Annotated in this window: 18 protein-coding genes; 11 read left to right on the top strand and 7 right to left on the bottom strand. The window is 60.7% G+C overall.

Features of this window, described 5'->3' with window-relative positions:
- Positions 1–55: 55 nt before the first annotated feature.
- From LUA85_RS04345 to LUA85_RS04335, 3 genes are all read right to left on the bottom strand, one after another.
- The gene (locus LUA85_RS04345) at positions 56–3,013 is read right to left on the bottom strand and encodes a TonB-dependent receptor domain-containing protein (protein WP_231467234.1); all 2,958 of its coding nucleotides are present in this window, start codon (positions 3,011–3,013) and stop codon (positions 56–58) included.
- Between the two features lie 78 nt (positions 3,014–3,091).
- Positions 3,092–4,336, bottom strand: coding sequence for an MFS transporter (locus LUA85_RS04340; protein ID WP_231467231.1), 1,245 nt, complete (start codon positions 4,334–4,336; stop codon positions 3,092–3,094).
- Positions 4,337–4,411: 75 nt separating this feature from the next.
- Positions 4,412–5,233, bottom strand: a complete 822-nt coding sequence (locus LUA85_RS04335) for a TetR/AcrR family transcriptional regulator (protein WP_231467229.1) — start codon at positions 5,231–5,233, stop codon at positions 4,412–4,414.
- Positions 5,234–5,370: 137 nt separating this feature from the next.
- On the opposite strand from LUA85_RS04335, the gene LUA85_RS04330 reads away from it, so the two are divergent.
- The 3 genes from LUA85_RS04330 to LUA85_RS21580 are packed head-to-tail and all read left to right on the top strand — an operon-like array spanning position 5,371 to position 8,420.
- Complete coding sequence (locus tag LUA85_RS04330) at positions 5,371–7,254, top strand: bifunctional sugar phosphate isomerase/epimerase/4-hydroxyphenylpyruvate dioxygenase family protein (protein ID WP_231467227.1); 1,884 nt, start codon at positions 5,371–5,373, stop codon at positions 7,252–7,254.
- A 51-nt stretch (positions 7,255–7,305) separates the two neighbouring features.
- Entirely contained in the window at positions 7,306–8,289 is a 984-nt protein-coding gene (locus LUA85_RS04325) for an alpha/beta hydrolase (RefSeq protein ID WP_231467225.1), read from the top strand.
- The gene (locus LUA85_RS21580) at positions 8,286–8,420 is read left to right on the top strand and encodes a hypothetical protein (RefSeq protein ID WP_256448220.1); all 135 of its coding nucleotides are present in this window, start codon (positions 8,286–8,288) and stop codon (positions 8,418–8,420) included. Before LUA85_RS04325 ends, LUA85_RS21580 begins: the two co-directional genes overlap by 4 nt.
- A 21-nt stretch (positions 8,421–8,441) precedes the next feature.
- Here the strand turns inward: LUA85_RS21580 and LUA85_RS04320 are convergent, their stop codons facing one another.
- Positions 8,442–8,609: a hypothetical protein gene (locus tag LUA85_RS04320; RefSeq protein WP_231466483.1), complete on the bottom strand. Its 168-nt coding sequence runs from the start codon at positions 8,607–8,609 to the stop codon at positions 8,442–8,444.
- Between the two features lie 55 nt (positions 8,610–8,664).
- On the opposite strand from LUA85_RS04320, the gene LUA85_RS04315 reads away from it, so the two are divergent.
- The 4 genes from LUA85_RS04315 to LUA85_RS04300 all read left to right on the top strand — a co-directional run bounded on the left by LUA85_RS04315 (position 8,665) and on the right by LUA85_RS04300 (position 11,589).
- A protein-coding gene (locus LUA85_RS04315) for an IS5 family transposase (protein ID WP_231466484.1) occupies positions 8,665–9,431 on the top strand; the annotation gives its coding sequence in 2 pieces (ribosomal slippage) (positions 8,665–8,977 and positions 8,977–9,431; 768 coding nt in all).
- 649 nt (positions 9,432–10,080) lie between these two features.
- The gene (locus LUA85_RS04310) at positions 10,081–10,821 is read left to right on the top strand and encodes a hypothetical protein (protein ID WP_231467224.1); all 741 of its coding nucleotides are present in this window, start codon (positions 10,081–10,083) and stop codon (positions 10,819–10,821) included.
- Positions 10,818–11,276 (top strand): hypothetical protein, encoded by a 459-nt coding sequence (locus tag LUA85_RS04305; RefSeq protein WP_231467222.1) that lies wholly within the window; start codon positions 10,818–10,820, stop codon positions 11,274–11,276. The genes LUA85_RS04310 and LUA85_RS04305 overlap by 4 nt, the downstream gene beginning before the upstream one ends.
- A 10-nt stretch (positions 11,277–11,286) precedes the next feature.
- Positions 11,287–11,589, top strand: coding sequence for a hypothetical protein (locus tag LUA85_RS04300; protein ID WP_231467220.1), 303 nt, complete (start codon positions 11,287–11,289; stop codon positions 11,587–11,589).
- Between the two features lie 55 nt (positions 11,590–11,644).
- Here the strand turns inward: LUA85_RS04300 and LUA85_RS04295 are convergent, their stop codons facing one another.
- The 3 genes from LUA85_RS04295 to LUA85_RS04285 form a co-directional block, all read right to left on the bottom strand.
- On the bottom strand, positions 11,645–12,109 hold the full coding sequence (locus tag LUA85_RS04295) for a low molecular weight protein-tyrosine-phosphatase (RefSeq protein WP_231467218.1): 465 nt from the start codon (positions 12,107–12,109) through the stop codon (positions 11,645–11,647).
- Positions 12,106–13,137 carry an ACP S-malonyltransferase gene (locus LUA85_RS04290; RefSeq protein WP_231467216.1) on the bottom strand — a complete coding sequence of 344 codons (1,032 nt, stop codon included), beginning with the start codon at positions 13,135–13,137 and terminating at the stop codon, positions 12,106–12,108. Before LUA85_RS04290 ends, LUA85_RS04295 begins: the two co-directional genes overlap by 4 nt.
- A 130-nt stretch (positions 13,138–13,267) precedes the next feature.
- Positions 13,268–15,472 carry an alpha-ketoacid dehydrogenase subunit alpha/beta gene (locus LUA85_RS04285; protein ID WP_231467214.1) on the bottom strand — a complete coding sequence of 735 codons (2,205 nt, stop codon included), beginning with the start codon at positions 15,470–15,472 and terminating at the stop codon, positions 13,268–13,270.
- Positions 15,473–15,710: 238 nt separating this feature from the next.
- Here LUA85_RS04285 and purC point away from each other — a divergent pair, with 238 nt between their 5' ends.
- The 4 genes from purC to LUA85_RS04265 all read left to right on the top strand — a co-directional run bounded on the left by purC (position 15,711) and on the right by LUA85_RS04265 (position 20,430).
- Entirely contained in the window at positions 15,711–16,496 is a 786-nt protein-coding gene (gene purC / locus LUA85_RS04280) for a phosphoribosylaminoimidazolesuccinocarboxamide synthase (RefSeq protein ID WP_231471764.1), read from the top strand.
- Positions 16,497–16,667: 171 nt separating this feature from the next.
- On the top strand, positions 16,668–16,892 hold the full coding sequence (locus tag LUA85_RS04275; protein WP_231467211.1) for a DUF2188 domain-containing protein: 225 nt from the start codon (positions 16,668–16,670) through the stop codon (positions 16,890–16,892).
- Positions 16,889–17,536, top strand: coding sequence for a hypothetical protein (locus LUA85_RS04270; RefSeq protein ID WP_231467208.1), 648 nt, complete (start codon positions 16,889–16,891; stop codon positions 17,534–17,536). The genes LUA85_RS04275 and LUA85_RS04270 overlap by 4 nt, the downstream gene beginning before the upstream one ends.
- Before the next feature lie 50 nt (positions 17,537–17,586).
- A complete protein-coding gene (locus LUA85_RS04265; RefSeq protein WP_231467206.1) occupies positions 17,587–20,430 on the top strand; it encodes a pitrilysin family protein in 2,844 nt (947 codons plus the stop codon).
- Positions 20,431–20,440: the final 10 nt, after the last annotated feature.

Genomic DNA, 20,440 nt, shown 5'->3' with positions numbered 1-20,440 from the left:
GTGCAAAGCTGAAAAAGCGTCCCGGCACCGGTGAAGTGCCGGGACTGAGGGTGGATCAGAAGTTCACGCGCGCGCCGACATAGAACGAACGCCCGATGGGATCGTAGAGCGCCACATCGGTGCCGTTCTGCGAACTGGAAATAAACGGCAGGCCGCGGTCGAACAGGTTGTTCACGCCGGCGCGGAATTCGATAGTCTTGTTGACCTTCACCGTGCCGAACATGTCCCACAGCGCATAGGCGCCGACGCCGACTTGCGCAGTGGCAGGCGTCAGGACAGAGGTCGTATCCTTCATCGCGCTCTGGTAGCGCCAGCGCATGCCCAGCGTGGCATCGTCGGAGCGGTAGCCGAAGCTGGTGACCGACTTCCACTTGGGCGTTGCGCGCGGCGGCAGGCTGCTGACGCCAGCCGCGCCATTGCTGATGCCGGTATAATCCAGCACGGGTGCACCCGGCAGCAATTGCAGGCTGTACTTGTTCAGCCAGCCCACGGCAGCATTGACGAACAACCGGCCGCTGTCGCCACGCATGATCGGCGAAGGCACCGACCAGTTGGCCTGCGCTTCCACGCCATCGGTCTTAACCGAGCCGAGGTTGAGGAACGGCGTCGCCACTGTCACCAGTTGGCCCGCATTATCGCGCTCCATCAACCCGCAGAACAGGTTGCCGGGATCGTAGCCAGGGTTCGAACCATCAAGGTTGAAGCACTTCGACAGAACCGTCAGCCCCGGTACATTCGAGATCACGTTCTTGACCGAGATGCTGTAGTAATCGACCGAGAGCGTGAAGTCCGACAGCAGGCCGCCATCGAACGGCGAGTTGAGCACGAAGCCGACGTTGAACGTGTCGGCGCGCTCAGGCGTCAGCGCGGTGTTGCCCGAAACAAGCTGGCCCGTTGCCGTCGTCGGGAAGGTATAGCTTGAAATCGCCGCCTGCGGGATGCCCTGCGCCACGCAAAGCGCCGCCACTTGTGCGCCATTGGCTCCGGTCCGCGCGGTCGAACGCACGTCGCATGGATCGCCCAGTGCACCCGGAGGCGTGCCGATCACCAATTGCGTGCCCTGCTGGGGTGAGAACAGCTCTCCGATGTTTGGCGCGCGCACCGCGCGCTGGTAGCTGCCACGGAACAGCAGCGCGTCCACCGGCTTCCACCGCACATCGGCTTCATAGCTGGTAACGCCGCCGGTCACCGAATAATCGGAATAGCGGACTGCGCCGCCGATGCCGAATTCGCGGATGAACGGCTTGTCGGCGATCAGCGGAATATCGATCTGCGCTGCGAATTCCTTGACCGAAATCCGGCCCGAAGCAGGCTGCGATGCGATAACGGATTCGATATTCTGCGCGCGCAGATCGCTGTCGGGAATGAAGCTGTAGGTGTTCTTGCGATACCCCGCCACCAGTGCGATCTGCGCCGGACCTGCGCCCAGATCGAACAGCTTGCCGTTGACCTGCAATTGCGCCTGGGTCTGCGCCAGCTTTTCCTTCGAGAACGCAGTCTTGGTGATATAATCGACGCAAGCCTGCGAAAGCGAACGCGCATTGGCATCGCCGAAAATATTGAACCCGCCGCTGCACAGCGAAGCGCCGCCATCGACCGCATTCAACAGCGTCTGCACCCGGCTCTTCACCACGGCATCGTTCAATTGCTGATCGTGGACCGACTGGTCATACGAAGCGAACAGGTCGAACGACCAGCCGGAGGTGATGTCGCCCTTCAGGCCCGCCATATACTGCTGGACCGCATAGTTCTCGTCCCAGTTCTTGTAGGGCACGCCTACATAGCGCCCGTTCCAGGTGAACGACGCGGTCGGATTGGGGCGCGAGGCCAGAATCGTGCGCAAGTCCTGCGGGATGAACGGATTGGTAACCGGCACCGTGGTCAGCGATCCGAACTGCGTCAGGCTGCCGCCCGATGCGGTATGCACCGCCAGGTCGACAAACATGAACTGGCCATAGGCGGTGATGCCCGGCGTCACTTCATAATCGGCCTTCACGAAGGCGCTCTTGCGCTTCAGCCCGTTGGAAAAATCGATCTGCTGGCCCACCGGCATGCGCACGTTATTGCCCACGACCAGATAGCCGTTGGTGCCGTTCGGCCCCTTGTAATTGCGCGCGCCGGTCTGCGTGAACAGTGTGCCGTCGTTGTTGAAACCAAGGTTAAGAAGCTGCACATTGTTGGGCAACGTGGTCGTGCCGTAGCCTGAGAAGACCCCCGCCACCACACCGGCATCGGGTGCGTTGAGCGCGCTGGGCACAAAAGTTCCGGTGCCGATGAACGACGACGGCGTCTTGTCGAAGAAGAAGTCGCGGCTCGAACCGTTGACGGCGTCTTGCTGGGCATAGCTGAATGCCGCCAGCACGTTGCCCCGGCCTTCGTCAAAGCTGCTGCCGAAAGCCAGCGAGCCGTTGAAGCGGTGGGCATCGCCGCGCCCGCTGATGCCGTTCTGCACGTCCATGCGAACGCCTTCGAGCTTGCGCAGCGTCCTGAAGTTGACCACGCCCGAAATTGCATCGGACCCATAGATGGCCGAAGCGCCACCGGTGATGATGTCCACCCCGCCCATGATCGATTCAGGCAGGATGTTGATATCGACGTTGCCATTGATGTCCGACAGCGGCAGACGCTTGCCATCCAGCAATACGAGGTTGCGGTTGGTGCCAAGCCCGTGAAGGTTTACCGAGGCACGACCGCCGGTGCCCTGTCCTCCGGTGCTCGAATTGCCCGCCGTGGTGAAGCTGGGAAACTGGTTCAGCGCATCCTGCAGGTTGGCCTGGCCGGTTTCCTTCAGCGCAGATTCGCCCACGCTGACGATCGGGCTGACCGCAGTATTGTTCGGACGCGCGATCAGCGATCCGGTCACGACGATCTCGCTGCTGTTCACAGGTGCGTCGGTCGCTTCTTCCTGCGCTGCATCCTGCGGCGCGTCTTGCGCGATTGCCGGTGCGGCCAACGCGATGGTCACCGACAGCAGTGACGCGGAAACGGCCAGGCGAGTGCCCCTCAAATTCATGGTCATCCTCCTCCACGGGCGGCTGGATTCGCCGCCTCACGGTTCTTGCATTTATGTTACGAACTAGTCCCTGTCAATTTAGCTGTTACTGGTTGGTAACACTTTATTCCGTTCAACCCGAAATGCGGCCACCGCGCAGATCGCCAGCGGCACACAATAGGCAAGAAACAGAAAGCCGAGCGGCGCCTCTGCTGCCATCAGGTATCCGCCCAGCATCGGCCCGATCACTGCTCCGCCCCGGCCCACGCCAATCGCCCACCCGATGCCGGTTGCGCGCAACTGCACTGGATAGGCCCCCGCGGCGATCGGCCAGACGCCGTTATATCCGCCCTGCAGCAGCACACCGATGGCGAAGGCCACGCCCAGTGTCAGCCACACCGGCATGGTCACCGATCCGAACACCACCATCGCCACGCCTGCCAGCACCAGCATGGTCGGCACCAGCCGTCCCAGCGGCACACGCAGCGCCAGGAAGCTCATCGACATCGTGCCGATGAACGCGCCGAGATTGTACAGCGCGCCGGCATAGATGCCGTTCGTTTCCGAAAGCCCCGCAGCGATGGACAGCTTGGGAATCCAGCTGACGATGAAATAGAGCACCATCAGCCCGAAGAACACCGCGCTCCACAGCGCCACGGTCCGCGCGCGCAGTTCGGGCCGGAAAAGTTCGCCCACGCTCCCGGCTTTCACCGCCTCACCGCCAATGCTGGCCGGGCGATCCCTGGGCAGCACCAGCATCGCCGCCGGAAACAGCACCACGGTCAGTACTGCCGCGCCGAACAGCATGGCTTGCCATCCGTACACCGGCAGCAATTGCGCCACGATCAGCCCGGTGAACACGGCGGCGAAGGGATAGCCCGCCTGCACCATGCCCACCGCCAGATTGCGGCGTTCTGGCGGCGCGCTTTCTGCCGCCAGCGCCGCCATCGCGGCCAGCACTGTGCCGATGCCCGATCCCACCAGCACGCGCATCGCAAACAACACGGCAACGCTCGGCGCAAAGCTGCTGGCGAACATGCCCACAGACATCAGCACCAATGCGGCCAGGATCACCGCCCGTCGCCCCAGCCGGTCGGCCAGTGGCGCAATGAACATGCCGCCGATCGCCATGCCGATCAGCCCGGCACTGAACAGGTTGCCCATCACATCGGACCCGATGGCCCATTCGCTTTGCAGACGCGGCGCGATGAACGACAGGATCGTCACATCCACGCCATCGGCCATGTTGATCGCAAAGCACAGCGCGACGATGGCAATGCCCTTTGGCGTCCATGCAGTCGCGCTGCTTGCTGGTTCACCGCCAGCGGCGGGGGGAAGTGCCATTCGTCCTCTCCTCAGGAGCCGTGGGGGACGCATGGCCGATCCGCGCGAAAACAGGAGCACAATGCCCCCGCGCGGTCAGTCCTTCTTCGTCACCCAGGCCAGTATGATATCGCCAACCTGCTGTGCCCGCCGCGCAATCGCCTCGTCGCTGGTCATGTCGACGCCGAAGTTATGTGCAAAGGTGAACTGGTTGGATACGTTGTAGAAACTCAGTGCGGTCAGGTTCAGGTGCAGATCCACCGGATCGATCCCGGCGCGGAACAGGCCTTCGGCCTCACCCCGCGTCAGGATCGCCTTCAGGATATCGATCACGCGACGGTTGCCCTGCGGCAGCGCGGGAATCTGCTTGAGGTGTTCGGCGCGGTGGATGTTCTCGTTCATCACCAGCCGCACCAGTTCGGGGTGGCGCGCGTGATAATGCACGTCATGCTCGATCAGGCGGCGCAGCGCCTGCGCGGCGCTGCCGCTGTCAATATCCACTTGCGCCTCGCTTTCGCGCACCTGGGCATAAGCGCGCGCCAGCACCGCGCGGTAAAGCTCGTCCTTGCCCTCGAAATAATAGTAGATCTTGCGCTTGGTGGCCTTGCCCGCGATCTCGTCGATCCGCGCGCCTGCCAGCCCTTTTTCCACGAACTCGTTGGTGGCGATGTCAATGATCTGGTTGATGGCCTGTTCACGGCTTTCAGCCCGGCTGCGGCGCGCTGGTTTGGCATCGGTATCAGGTTCGGACAACTCGGCGACCTCCGCAGGCAGGGACGGATCGCGCAGTGCGCGCGGTTCTTCGTCCCCCCAGCCTAGCGCCATTTCTGACTGCGGTCTGCACACGTTGCCGCGCGAACCGGGTTTTCCCCGATCCTGTGCAATCGCATCCGCAGCCTTTCCCGAACCGTCTGCCACCAGACTCCCCTTGCGCCCTTGCATCGACGCGTCATTTATGTAACGAACTAGTCCCTAACAATTTACATTGTCAACACCGAGTCCAAGAGTCGCATGTCCGAAAGCCGAAAACGGCGGGACAACGGAGAGCCTGATCCATGAAGACGTCCATTGCCACCGTCTCGATCAGCGGTACGCTCGATGCCAAGCTGCAGGCGATTGCCGCAGCAGGGTATGATGGCGCGGAAGTGTTCGAGAACGACTTGCTCTCCACTCACCTTTCTGCGCGCGAAATCGCCGCGATGATGCGCGATCTCGGCCTTGCCTGCACGATGTTCCAGCCGTTCCGTGACCTCGATGGCCTGCCCGAACCGCAGCGCGCCCGCGCCTTCGACCGGCTTGAGCGCAAGTTCGACGTGATGCAGGATCTCGGCACAGACCTGTTGCTGGTCTGCTCGTCCTGTTCCCCGCTCGCCGATGGAGACCGCGCCCGCGCCATTGCCGATCTGCACGAAGCGGGCGAACGCGCGGCAAAACGCGGCCTGCGGATCGGTTACGAAGCGCTGGCATGGGGCCGCCATGTCAACGATCACCGCGAGGCATGGGGCATCGTGCGCGACGTCGATCATCCCGCCATCGGACTGGTGCTCGACAGCTTCCATTCGCTCTCGCGCAAAATCCCCTCCTCCAGCATCGGCGACATCAAGCCTGAAAAACTGTTCATCGTGCAGGTCGCCGATGCCCCGGTGCTCGATATGGACCTGCTGCAATGGAGCCGCCATTTCCGCTCAATGCCCGGCCAGGGCGATTTCCCGCTCGACGACTGGGCCGATGCCATCCGCCGCATCGGCTATGACGGTTACTGGAGCCTCGAAATCTTCAACGACCGCTTCCGCGCTGGCTCGGCACATGGCGTCGCGCTTGATGGCTACCGCTCGCTGCGCCTGATGCAGGGCGGCATTGCCAAGCCCAGCGCCGAGGCCGCCACGCTGCCGCCAAAGGTGGCTCCACTCGGCGTGGAATTCATCGAATTTGCCGCCAGCCATGAAGAAGCCAGCGCGCTGGGCGACATGCTTCGCCCACTCGGCTTCCGCCCCACCGCGCGCCACCGCTCGAAAGATGTCACCCGATGGCAGCAGGGCGCGATCAACGTGGTAATCAATTGCGAGCCGGACGGTCTCGCCCATTCGTTCGATGTCGTCCACGGCGCGTCGGTCTGCGCCATCGGGCTGGCCGTCGCCGATGTGCCCGCCGCACTTGCCCGCGCCGATTTTCTGCGCGTGCCCCGCTTTGAACAGGCAGTCGCTCCTGATGAATGGCCTGTGCCCAGCGTACGCGGGGTTGGCGGCAGCCTGCTCTACCTTGTCGATGCCGCCACGCGCGATGCGATGTGGGCGCATGAATTTCCGCACGCGCTGGAACCCGCGCCGGATGCGCCGCTGCTCACCTGCGTCGATCACATCGCGCAGACCATGCAGTATGAGGAATTTCTCAGCTGGCTGCTGTTCTATGTCGCCATGTTCGATCTGACGAAAACACCGCAGCTTGAAATCGCCGATCCGATGGGGCTGGTGCAAAGCCAGGCGGTGGAAAGCGCGGACAAATCCGTGCGTTTCACCCTCAACGGGTCGCTCGCCGCGCAATCGCTGACCTCGCGCTTTGTGCAGAATTATTTCGGCGCGGGCGTGCAGCATCTGGCGTTCAGCACGGACGACGCCTTCGCCGTGGCGGAGAGCGCCGCAGCCAAGGGCCTCCCCCGCCTCGCCATACCGCGCAATTATCACGACGATCTTGAAGCCCGTTGGGGCCTGGAACCGGATCTGGTCGAACGCATGGCGGCGGCGGACCTGCTTTATGATCGATCCGATGATGGCCAGGGGGGCGAGGCTGAGTACCTCCAGTTCTACAGCCGCGCCTTTGCCCGCCGGGTGTTCTTCGAAGTGGTCGAACGGCGCGGCTACGCGGGGTATGGTGCGGTCAACGCCCCGATCCGCCTAGCCGCACAGGCGCACCACAAACCAGACCCGTCCACCCTGATCTGAATCGCAACGAAAAAACCCAAGGCAAACATGCCTGACCGAACGGAGAGAATGATGACCCGAAAGCTCCCCGGCGCAAGCCTGCTCGCGGCCCTGCTCGCAATTGCCTTCGTGCACCCCGCCAACGCCGGTGATCGCGTTTTCCCTGTCGCCGAAAAGCCCGTCCTCGAAGACCATTTCCCGCAAGTGCCGGCCAGCTTCCCCGGCGGGGTCAAGGCATGGCGCGACGTGGTGTACCAGACCGTGGATGGTTACCGCCCGCAAGTCGTCGATATCTATGTTCCATCGGGCAACGGCCCGCATCCGCTGGTGCTTTACATCCACGGCGGCGGCTGGCGCGGCGGGCATACACGACATTCCGGCGCTTTCGCCGATTTCCCCAAGGTTTTGGCGAGCCTGGCCGCAGAAGGCTTCACTGTCGCCAGCCTCGAATATCGCCTGTCATCCGAAGCGCAATTTCCCGCGCAGTTGCAGGATTCCAACGCTGCCATTCGCTTCCTGCGCGCCAATGCCTCGCGCTTCGCCATCGATCCGTCCCGCGTGGGCGTGTGGGGTGGTTCGGCCGGCGGGCACCTGACCGCGCTCACCGCGCTGACGTGCAGGGACACTACGCTCGATCCCGCCGCCGCCAGCGATGGTTGCGTGCAGGCTGCCGTCACGTGGTATGGCGTGTTCGACTTTGCCGGAATGAACGCCACGCCCGATGGCAATTCCGCCGGAGCCAAGCTGCTCGGCTGCACCGCACCGTGCACCGCCGATCAGCATCGCATCGTCAGTCCCGTTGCTTACATCGACGCCAAGGACCCACCCTTCCTGCTGATCCATGGTGAGGAGGACAAGGTCGTCCCCGCCGAGCAATCGCGCATCGGCGAAGCGGCGCTGAAGGCAGCGGGCGTGTCCGTACAGTCGATCTTCATTCCCGCCGTCGATCACAGTTTCATCGGCAGGACTCCCGCTGAAACGCGCGATGCCTCGCTGAAAGCCATCAATGCCACATTCGATTTCTTCCACCAGAAACTGGGCGTTGCGAAGAAGTGATCCGCAAGGCTCTGGCAGCGATGGCGCTGGCGCTGGCGGCACCTGTGCTGGCATCACCACTGACCGTCGACGGCGGGCAAATCGACGGGGTGGTTGGGCCGTTGGGAGACACTCGAACTGTCCAATGCTGACATTGTTAGGCCGTGAACCCATTAACGCGACGGTGTCTGAGCCTTCTTGATCTGTCGCACCGCCCAGATGACAATCGGAATTGTCAGAATCAGGAACACGATAAGTCGGGTGTTCCACTGCTCACCGCTGAAGAATGCGATCAAGGCAGCGGCAAAGAAGAATAGCGTCCAAGACATCCAGGGCTTCATAGGGTTCATCGTAACACGCCTTTCCTTGTTGAGCGAAAGCTGATTCAGGGACTGGATGAGCCGATATGACCTGACCGATTTCGAGTGGCGTGTGATCGAACCAATGTTGCCCAACAAGCCTAGAGGCGTGCCACGTGTCGATGACCGGCGTGTGCTGAATGGCATCTTCTGGGTGCTGCGGTCAGGGGCGCCGTGGCGAGACTTGCCGGAACGCTATGGCCCGCGCACAACCTGCTACAATCGCTTCGTGCGATGGCGAAAAGCCGGTGTGTGGGATCGAATGATGGACGCCATCACCGCCGCCCATGATGGCGATATCCAGATGATCGACAGCACTTCCATCCGGGCGCACCAACAGGCTGCGACGGCAAAAAGGGGGATCGAGATCATTGTCTCGGTCGCTCCCGAGGCGGGCTCACCACCAAAATCCACGCGGTCGTCGATGGGCAAGGCCTCCCGATCCGGCTCAGCCTGACTGCCGGGCAAAGCCACGACGGGCAAGCGGCTGACGATCTACTCAATCACGTTGGCGCCGGAACAATCGTGCTGGCAGACAAGGCGTATGACGCCGATCGTATCCGAGCGTCTCTCCGCGAAAAGGGATCGTTTGCCAACATTCCGCCCAAGGCAAACCGGAAGTCGAAACCGTACTTCAGCACATGGCTGTACCGCGAGCGGAACCTGATCGAACGCTATTTCTCCAAATTGAAGCACTTCCGCAGAGTAGCTACCCGCTACGACAAGTTGGCCGAAAACTTTCTGGCCATGGTCCAACTCGCCTCAATGCGCCTGTGGCTGCGCGTTTATGAGTCTACGGCCTAGCAAGACATCGTAAAAGACATTGTAAAAGGCGTTGCAAAACAAGTGCCTGATTTGGCGCAAGATGGGCCAGACGCGCACCCCACATGGTTTTGCGGGCTTCTTATCCTCTGATGTCGTGGCAGTCTTGATCCACCAAGGAAAAAGCTTCTCCCTAATCTGTCGTGGATTCGCCATGGTGAACGATTGTCTATATTTTATTTCAGAAATTGTTATCATCTATGATTCTTAAAACGCCGACAATTCTAGGCCTATGATTATATACTACGTCCATTAAATTTTTGTGGAAAAAACAGTTCAAGTAAATCTTTATATTAACTCGACATTAACCATTATATCATTCTAATTATTGAAGTTATTTTTCAGATTTATACTTCACATCCCTTTTGGGTATATTGTAAAATTTTTTAAGGTTTTGGACTTTGAATATTCCGGAAAAATCATTTTTTTTCCTTTTTTTCATATACTTAGACTCTCACCGTCGGTGCGGTGCGTAAAAATATATTAACGATATTAGAAGCTTGTCCATTTCGGAGAAATCGCAGTAAAGCGAGTGCGGGCTGTAAAGATTGTCTTGCTTTCATTTCGCGTTTCTTTGGCAAGACCGACGCACCCTAACCGGGGGGGGAGAATGACACAGTTGGCATACAGGATGGATGCGGAGGATTTCTCCTTCTGCGACCAAAAGCGCCCTGCTCACGAACTCGCGAGTGCTGCGGCATTCAACCTGACAGACATCAGGAATATTCCTGTCCGCGTGGCAGTGATCGGAGACATGAAAGCGCATGGCACGATGGGGTGGCTGCATTTCATCGCCCCCAATCAACAGATTTGCACCGTTTCGGAATCCTATGTCGCTGACCTGACCGGCGTACGCGAGGAATACGATATTCTGGTAGTGGCTGGCTACGATATGCGCCGGTTGCAACGCCTGCTGAGGCTTTACCAACCAGTGCTTACGAAAAAGCCCAAGATAGCAGTTCTGGTCGGCGCCATGCCTTCCGACCGCAGCAAGTTGCTGAATTCGGGATACGACGATGTCTTCGACCAACGGACACCCGTGCCCGAAGCGCAGGCAAGGTTGCTGGCGCATCATCGGCGCTACCGCATGTCCGCCGAAACGGGAAGTCCGCGACGGGCACGAAGCTTCGACCCGTCTCTTTGGTGTGACTCCCCCTTGACCGCGCGTGAGAATGAAATCCTTGCCGCCCTTGCGGAAAAGTCGCCTTTGCCTGTCCTGACATACCATCTGCGAAAATCGCAAAGCGGCAAACGGGAACTCGCCAATTCTTCGGTCCGGGTACTGATCTCGACCATTCGTTCAAAATTGAAACCGGGCATCACCATTTCCTACGCGGGCTGTGCATATTCAATTGAAAGAAGCAACCCGTGAGCAATGTTTCGCCTGTGCGTTTCGACGCACTCCGCAGATATGTTTCGTACATTATAGATTTTTGTGAAGAAGTTACCGCTGATAATTTTGAACAAGAAATCGTGGAACTTTATGAAACTGTCTGTAAATCCATTGCAATTATGTCAGAAATTATAGGTGTTAAATTTAATAATCCTATGAATTCACCTATTTTAAATGAAAAATGTCCGAGTTATTATGACTTAATTAGACTAGTCCCCCGAAATTATTGCATTTTTGGATCTGCCAATGATTATACAATCATATTTTCACCGCTTATTTCGACCGATACTGCCCAACTGTATACAAGCCGCGCCGATGAGTTCTGTTTCGCCTTGATAAGCTGCTTTCTGAAACATCTCAGTAGGGCTGCCTTCTGTGATGAAGGCGAAGATTTTTACGGATTTGCACACACGAAGATAATCGCCTTAAAGTAAAGGGTGTGCCATGAATTTGAAGAACTCGGTCATGATTTTGGAAAAGGTGGTTTCAAAAGACATCTTTCGCAAAATCCGGCGTAAATTTGCATTATGCCAATATAATTATCACAGTGCAGTGATGGTCAAAGGCAAAACAGGTGATGCCGTCGACCGTCCCTATGAGGGGATTTGTAAACATTGCGGCCAGCACATTTACCTGGATTATCACGGCCACTGGCGGTTCGCCATCCAGATATGGTCTGGAGCAAGCCCTGCGCCGTCAGCAGAGAACGAAGACGAAACGGCCGGTAGGACGGCGCAGAAAAACTGATGATGCGGCTGCGCTTACGTATCCAATTGCTATTGCAATAATGAAATTCGCTGTACTACCCCAAATACCGCCGCACCAGCGCTTCCGCCGCCGCGTCAACATCGGCCCAGGCCTGTTCGAAGTCGTCCTCGTCGCCATAATAGGGGTCGATCACGGCCGTGCCTTTGCGGCCGGGCACAAGGTCCATCAGCAGGCGCACTTCGGCGATGTGGCGTGAGGGTTCGATGCGGTGCAGGTCCTTCAGGTTCTGCGGATCGAGTGCGAAAACGTGGCCGAACTTGTGAAAGTCCGCCTCAGTCACCCGACGCGCGCGATAGGCCGATATATCCAGCCCTTTTGACCGGGCGAGCGCGACAGCGCGCGGATCGGGCGGGCGCCCCACGTGCCAGTCGCCGGTTCCGGCGGAATCGATGGTCATGGCTACGCCTGCCTCCACCGCACGTTTGCGCAGCGCCGCCTCGGCAAGGGGCGAACGGCAGATATTTCCAAGGCACACGAACAAAATTGACGGCTGACTCACGGGATCACGATACCTCTTTGGTCAGGTTTTCCGGGCTGGCTTGCCCTACCCATGCCAATCAGGAACGCATCCTTTCCCTGTCGTTCAGAAAATACGTTACGTGACGAAATGTCCAGCCATTTAAGCGCGATCAGCACCTGCCCAATGGCGCCGCCCAGCGTCTCGCCGGGGCCGAGCAGGACAATCCGGTCCGGCGCAAATTCGCGGATGCCCACGGTCATCGCGGCGGTGAAATCGTAAAGTTCAAGAACCTGATGCCGGAAGGTGTAATCCCATAGATCCTGCGGCGCTGTCTCGAACCGCCGCCACACTTTGCCCCGCCCGTCGATCAGCGGCAGTTCCGGCCTGCCGAACCAGTCCACCGGGAACTGGGCCCGCGCCGCATCGCTGCTGGCTTGCATCAGGGCTGTATGAAACGGTCCATGGCCCGCTAACCGCATCGGCGGGCGCGATAATCCGGGCAAATCGGGCTCCAGCGCATCCAGAGCAGCATCGGTGCCCGCAACCACCAGCATCCCGCCCAGCCGGATCGACAAGTGCACCCCGTGCCGCGCCATCGATGCCTCGACGCCATGCAACAACGCCGGATCGACTGTCCAGTCCTCCCCCGCCAGAACCAGCACCGCCTGCCCGCCGGGCAAAGCTTTCTGCGAATTCACCCCCATGCCATCGGCAATCGCAAAGCCATGGTCAGGCGACACCGCCCCCGCACAAGCCAGCGCGGTGTACCAGCCCATTGAATTGCCGGTCACCGCCACCACCTCGAACCGCTCACGGTCCAGTTGCAGGAAATCCAGGTACGCACAGGCATGGATCAGCGGTGCGGCATTATCACCGCGCAAATGCACAGGCGAAAACTTCGCTGCCCCGTCCAGCGCAGAAAGCGGCTCCTTGCCCATGCCCACGCGCAAGGCATCGAACCGGGCCAGCCAGTCAGACCCGCGATGATGCCGCGCCAGATAGCCCAGTTCAGGCGCGTTGTACGTGCCCCGTCCGGGACACACGACAAGGATGGTTTCCTTGGTCACCAACTTGCCCCCCGATCGTCACCCTGACCTCGTTTCAGAGTCCATCGTGCCCCAAACGCCGTCCGTGCCAAAGGCGAGATGGCTGCTGAAACAAGTTCAGCATGACGAGCAAGTCTAATTGGAAACACCATCACTGCCCCATCATCTCCAGCACCTTGGCCACAATTCCGTCGCGGCTCGGCAGGGTATGCGTTGCCGCGCGCGCCAGAGGAATGAAGCTGTCCGCCGCCGCCATCCGCGCAATCGCCTTGCCCGGCGCGCGTTCGGCCAGAAGCGCCATCAGCGCCTCATTCTGCCCGCCGGTGATCCGGCATTCATCCACCACCAGCACCCGGTTACAAGGCGCGACCGCCGCGATCACCGCATCATCGTTCACAGGTCCCAGCCAGCGCAGATCGATCACGCGCACGGCAACGCCCTGCCCCGCCAGCAGCTTCTGCGCCTGAAGCGAAAGGTGGAACCCGTTGCCATAGGTCACGATGGCAAGGTCGGTCCCCTCGCCCGCCAACCCGATTTCGCCAAAGCCGATCGCGCCCTCACCCGGCGGCTGATAGACGCTCGACCACAAGCCATCGCCCGGTTCGTGCAGGTCGCGTGTCATATAAAGAGCAATCGGCTCCACGAACACGACCACGCGGCCTTCCTCATGCGCCAGCCGCACACATTCGCGCAGCATCGCCACCGCGTCGCGCCCATTGGATGGCACCGCCAGTACCAAGCCCGGAATATCGCGAAACACCGCCAGCGAATTGTCGTTGTGGAAGTGCCCGCCGAACCCTTTCTGGTACGGCAGCCCCGCAATCCGTATCACCATCGGATTGGTGAACTGCCCATCGGAAAAGAACGAAAGCGTCGCCGCTTCGCCCCGGATCTGATCCTCGGCATTGTGGACATAGGCGAGGAACTGGATTTCGGGCAGCGGCAGCAATCCATTGTGCGCGGCGCCAATCGCCAGCCCCAGAATCGCCTGCTCGTCGAGCAAGGTGTTGATGACCCGCGCCGATCCGAACCGCGCATGCAATTTCTGGGTGGCGGCATAGACCCCGCCCTTCGGCCCCACATCCTCGCCGCAGACCACGGCATTCGGGTACTGCAACAGCAGGTCCGCCAGCGCCCAGCTGATCAGCTTTGCCATATGCTGCGGCTTGTCCATCGCACCCGCATCGTCGGCAAACAGGGTCCCTCGCGCCTCGGCAGATGCCAAGGGTCGCTCCACGCCCAGCCGTTTCGAAGGCACAATGCTCGCCATCACCGCCGCCGCGTCCGCCAGTTTGGGTCGTGCAATTGCCAGTTCGACCTGGCGGCCCAGCGCCGCCTCGATGGAATCGTACTCGGCGCGCACTTCGGCGGCTGTCATCACGCCTTCCTCGATCAGCAGCGCTGCACTCGCCAGCAGGGGATCGCGCTCTTCCTCCGCGCGTACTTCGTCCTTGCTGCGATAGGATAGCTGCATATCGTTCCCGGCATGACCATAAAGCCGCACCGTCTTCATGTGCAGGAACACCGGCTTGCGCTGACGGCGCGCCACGCCCTCAGCCTCAAGCGCAGCGCGCATCGCATCCACCAGGTCAGACCCGTCGCACGCCACGTAATGCAACCCCGCGCGGGTTGAAAAGTTCGCTTCGATCCACCCCGGCGGCGTCCGCGTGGAAATGCCGATGCCATTGTCCTCGCACAGGAAGATGATCGGCATCGGCGTGCCCTGAAACGCCGCCCAGCACGCCGTGTTGATCGCACCCAGCGCGGTCGAATGGTTTGCGCTGGCATCGCCAAAGCTGCACAGCACGACGCCATCCCTCGCTAACACGGCGCCATCGAAACCCATCTTGCGCGCTATCCCGATGGAAAACGCGGCCCCCACCGCCTTGGGCAAATGGCTGGCGATGGTCGATGTCTGCGGCGGAATGAACAATCGTTTCGATCCCAGCACCTTGTGTCGTCCGCCCGAAATCGGGTCTTCGGCGCTGGCGGCAAACGAAAGCAGCATGTCCCACGCCGGATTTTCGCCCGGAACGCGGTGCGAGCGGTGAATCTGGAACGCGGCATCGCGGTAATGCAGGAACGCCATGTCATCGGTGCGCAGCACTTCAGCCAGCACCGCATTGCCCTCGTGCCCCGAAGATCCGATGGTATAGAACCCCTCGCCCCGCGCCTGCAGCTTGCGGCTCAGCCGATCCAGTTGCCGCGAAAGCGCCTGCGACCGGAACAGCGCCGCCGCCCGTTCAGGCGCCAGACCAACGTCGTTCAGACCAAGATTTGACCGCCGCCGCACTGTGCCCCCGTCCAGCGCGGCAAGGAACTGACGGTGCACGTGTTCGGCGGCATCGAGCGACATGAAATATCGTTTCCCTCGTAACGAAACCCTGTCTTAGCCGCAGCCGTGCCCGAAAGGGAAGCCTGCGGTGCCGTGCAATGATCTTGCCCCGGCTTCCCTGCAATTGCACTTTTTCCCGGCTTCGCTTATGGGCCGAAGGAACGCCCCGGCCGAAGCGATGGAGTCGCCTCCACGTGATGCCGGGGTTTCTTATTCCGGCCGGGAAGCGAATCCCCGGCGCCGCGCAGGAAACACGATGATGTCTCGTCGCCGCCAGATCTACGAAGGCAAGGCCAAGATCCTTTACGAAGGCCCCGAACCGGGCACGATCATCCAGTATTTCAAGGATGATGCCACCGCGTTCAACGCGCAAAAGCGCGGCACGATCAACGGCAAGGGCGTGATCAACAACCGCATCAGCGAATATGTGTTCACGCGGCTGGCCCACATCGGCATCCCCACCCACTTCATCCGCCGCCTGAACATGCGCGAACAATTGGTGCGTCAGGCTGAAATCATCCCGATCGAAGTGGTCGTGCGCAATATAGCCGCAGGTTCCATCTCCAAACGCCTCGGCATTGAAGAGGGTGAGCCGCTGCCGCACACCCTGATCGAATACTATTACAAGGACGATGCGCTTGGCGATCCGCTGATTGCCGAAGAACACATCGCCTGCTTCGGCTGGGCCAGCAACGAGGAAATGCAGGACATTTCCTCGATGGCGATCCGCGTGAACGACTTCCTCTGCGGGATGTTCGCGGCGATCAACATCAGCCTGGTCGATTTCAAGCTCGAATTCGGCCGCATCTGGGATGGCGATTACGCCCGCGTGATCCTGGCTGACGAAATCAGCCCCGACGGCTGCCGCCTGTGGGACATGACCACCGGCGAAAAGCTCGACAAGGACCGCTTCCGCCGCGATCTCGGCGGCGAAGAAGAAGCCTACCAGGAAGTCGCCCGGCGCTTGGGTCTTCTGGAAAACGACGGTGGACCAAGCGAGGTGTTCGATCTGGGCGCGCATCGGAAACTGCGCGGGAAGAAGTAACTTCGGCCTCTGGCTGGATCAAAGCCCTCTTCGGCAACGGAGGGGGTTTTTGTTTGGCCGTAACGACCACCCTATCGCCATGATCATCGTAGTTTTTTAACTGAGGCTGTTGCGAACCGCTAGCCAAGATCAACCCTGCGACATATATGTGTCCCAAGAAGGAGTTCTGCGATGTCCAAAAAGGGGCAACATGTTGTTCCATCAAGCAATGGATGGAGCGTCAAGAAAGCTGGAGCTACCCGCGCCAGCAGCACACACGCGACGCAGCAGGAAGCAATTGCTGCTGCCACCCAGATTGCGCGCAACCAGCAGACAGAATTGTATATTCACGGAAGAGACGGGAGAATTCGGGAACGGAACTCCTACGGTCGTGATCCACATCCACCGCAAGGATGAGCGATCAAATCCCTTTTGAACGGTCAGTATTCGTAAACTGCCCTTTCGACGAAGATTTTGCACCACTTTTGCAGGCGATTGCCTTCTGCCTGACGACTCTAGGTTTCTATCCGCGCTTGGCACCGGAAAATGCTGATAATGCGCTCAACCGCCTCGAACGCATCATTGATTTGGTCAAAACCTCGAAATACGGGATCCATGACCTCAGTCGCTGCATGTCGGCGGAGGCAGGCGAATATGCTCGTATGAACATGCCGTTTGAACTGGGCTTAGATCACGGGCGTGTACGCTTTGGCGAAGAGTACCTTTCGACCAAATCAATCTTGATACTCGAAAAAACGAAATATGATTATCAGAAAACGCTGTCTGATATTTCTGGTTGGGATATCGAGCCGCATAACGGAGACCATATCAAGGCTGTCAGGGTAGTACGAAATTGGCTGGTGCAGCAGGCTAGTGCGGTCCCAATAGGTCCAGCAAAAATACAGGGCGACTACCTCACTTTCCAAGAATGGTACTGGGAGCGCGAACTTGAACGAGGCGCGTCGGATGACGACATAAAAGACTATCCAACAGTCCAGATTGTTCAAGCTATGCGTGAATGGGTTGATCTGGGGAAACCTGATCAGTGGCAATCCGAATAACATTTATCCTTTATCGCACCCCGCCCCCCAACCGGGCACACCATCGCGTAATGATCCTCCGCCGCCTGTTTCCCCTTGCCGCCGCCCTCTCGCTCGCCGCCTGCGCCGCCCAGCCCGCGCACCTCGCCAGCGCGCCCAAACCCGCATGGGCGTTCCAGCAAAGTGACCTTCCCGCCGATCCCGCCTTCCGTTACGGGCAGCTACCCAACGGCCTGCGCTACATCATCCGCCGCAACGCGACGCCCGCTGGCACCGCGCAGGTCCGCATGGATATCGCGACCGGCTCGCTGGACGAGCGCGAGAGCGAGCGCGGGTTTGCGCATTTCGTCGAACACATGGCGTTCAACGGCTCCACCCATGTGCCCGAAGGCGAGATGATCAGGCTGCTTGAGCGCAACGGCCTGTCATTCGGCGCGGATACCAACGCGCAGACCTCGTTCGAACAGACGCTCTACATGCTCGACCTGCCGCGCGCCGATCCCAAGCTGCTGGGCACCGCGCTGATGCTCATGCGCGAGACCGCCAGCGAGCTGACCATCGCGCCCGAAGCGGTCCAGCGCGAACGCGGCGTGGTCCTGTCCGAATTGCGCGATGGGCAAGGCTGGCAGCGCACCAATCTCGAAGACCAGCTCGCCTTCTTCTACCCCGCCGCCACTTACCCCAAGCGCCTCCCGATCGGCACCGTCGAAACGCTCAATGGTGCCACGGCCCAAACGCTCAAGGCGTTCTGGAGCCGAGAATACGTGCCCGCCAAGACAACTCTGATCGTCGTTGGAGACTTTGCGCCTGATGACGTAGAACGGGCCATCCGCGCCCGCTTCGCCGACTGGCAGCCGCGCGCTGAAACCCCGCGCCCCGATCAGGGCAGGGTTGATCCCAAACAGAAGTCGGCAACCGACATCCACCTTGATCCTTCGCTGTCCGAACGCGTCACCGCATCACGTCATGGTCCATGGCTGAATGAGCCGGACACCGTGGCCAACCGCCGCCGCAACCTGCTGCGCCAGATCGGCTACGGCGTGGTCAACCGCCGGTTCCAGCGGATGACCCGCGTGGTGGACCCGCCGTTTCGCGGCGCGGGCCTTGGCACCAGCGAAGTGTTCAAGATCGGCCGCACCACCAACCTGATCGTCGATACCACCGATGGCGGCTGGCAACGCGGACTGGCCGCCGCTGCCGGAGCCTATGCCCGCGCCATGGCAAACGGCTTCACCAAGGGCGAGATCGCAGAACAGATCGCCAATATCCGTACCGCCCTTGAAAACGCTGCCGCCGGGGCCGACACCCGCACTCACGGCGCACTGGTCGGCGCTGCGCTTGCCCTCATTCGCGACGATCAAATCCCCACCACGCCCGAATCCGGCCTCGCCCGCTTCAACCAGTTCGCACCCTCGATCACGCCAAAGGCCGTGATGGATGCGCTGCGCCAGGAAGCGGTCCCGCTCACGGCCCCGCTCATCCGCTGGCAGGGGCGGACCGCACCCGCAGGCCCAGAGGCAATCCGCCAGACCTGGGACAAGGCCATCCGCGCCAAGGCCCCCGCAAACGAAGTGCCCAACCCCGCCCCCTTTGCCTACAGCAGTTTCGGCCCCGCAGGCACGGTTGTCGCCGACACCACCGAGCCGCTCTACGGCATCCGCACCATCCGCTTTGCCAACAACGTGCGCCTGAACCTCAAGCGCACCGATCTGGCAAGGGACCGCGTCGATGTGCGCCTCAACCTGGATGGCGGGGAACTGCTCGACACCAAAGCGAACCCGCTGGCCACGGAAATGACCGGCGTTCTTGCGCGCGGCGGGCTGGGGCAGCACAGCGAGGACGACCTGCAAACACTTCTCGCGGGCCGGTCGGTCACCATCGGCCTTGGCGCCGGGGGCGATACCTTCGAAAGCGGTGTTACCACCACCCCGCGTGATCTTGTGCTGCAATTGCAACTCTATGCCGCACTGCTCACCGATCCCGGCTACCGGCCCGAAGGCGAAACGGTCTACCGCCAGAACATCGCCAATTTCTTTGCCCGCCTGCGCTCCTCGCCCGGAGCCGCGCTTTCCAACGCCATCGGCGGCATGCTGTCAGACAATGATCCGCGCTTCACCCTGCAACCGCAGGAAGCCTACGCTGCGCTCTCCTATGCGAAGTTGCGCGAAGCCCTCGCCGACCGCCTTGCCCGTGGCGCGCTGGAAATCGCCATCGTCGGCGATGTTGACGAGGCCACCGCAATTGCAGCCGTGGCGCAAACCTTTGGCGCGCTGCCGATGCGCGAGGCCGATTTCCAGGCCTATGCCGAACAGCGCCACCGCCCGTTTACGGCCACACGCGGCCTGCGCGTCATTCGCCACACCGGCGAGGCCAACCAAGCTATCGTTCGCTATGTCTGGCCCACCCGCGACGACCGCGATCCCGATGAGGCGATGGCCTTCGCGCTGCTTTCCGAAGTCGTCCAGATCGAAGTGCTCGATACGTTGCGCGAAACGCTGGGCAAGGCCTACAGTCCCGGTGCGTCGAGCAGCCTCAGCCGTGTATGGACCGGATACGGCACGTTCGTCGTCGCCGCCTCGGTGGATCTGGCAGACGTTGCCGCCACTCGCGGCGCGCTCGATGAAACCCTGCGCGCGCTCGTCTCTGCTCCGGTTGACGCAGACATACTCCAGCGCGCCCGCGCGCCGATGCTCGAACGGATCGACAACGCCCTGAAAACCAACGGCGGCTGGATGAACCTTGCCGAACGCGCCCAGACCGAACCAGACCGCCTTGTGCGCGCCAAATCGGCCCGCGCCCGTCTCGAACGCCTGACCGCCGGGGACGTGCAAGCCCTGGCCAGACGCTACCTCACCCCGGAAAAAGCCGTGCAGATCGTGGTGCTGCCCGAAGGTGCATCCGCCCCTGCGAATTGAAGCGCAACGC

It is taken from the genome of Novosphingobium sp. CECT 9465 (assembly GCF_920987055.1).
In the GTDB taxonomy this organism is placed as follows: domain Bacteria; phylum Pseudomonadota; class Alphaproteobacteria; order Sphingomonadales; family Sphingomonadaceae; genus Novosphingobium.
This window is presented reverse-complemented; position numbering and strand designations above follow the sequence as displayed.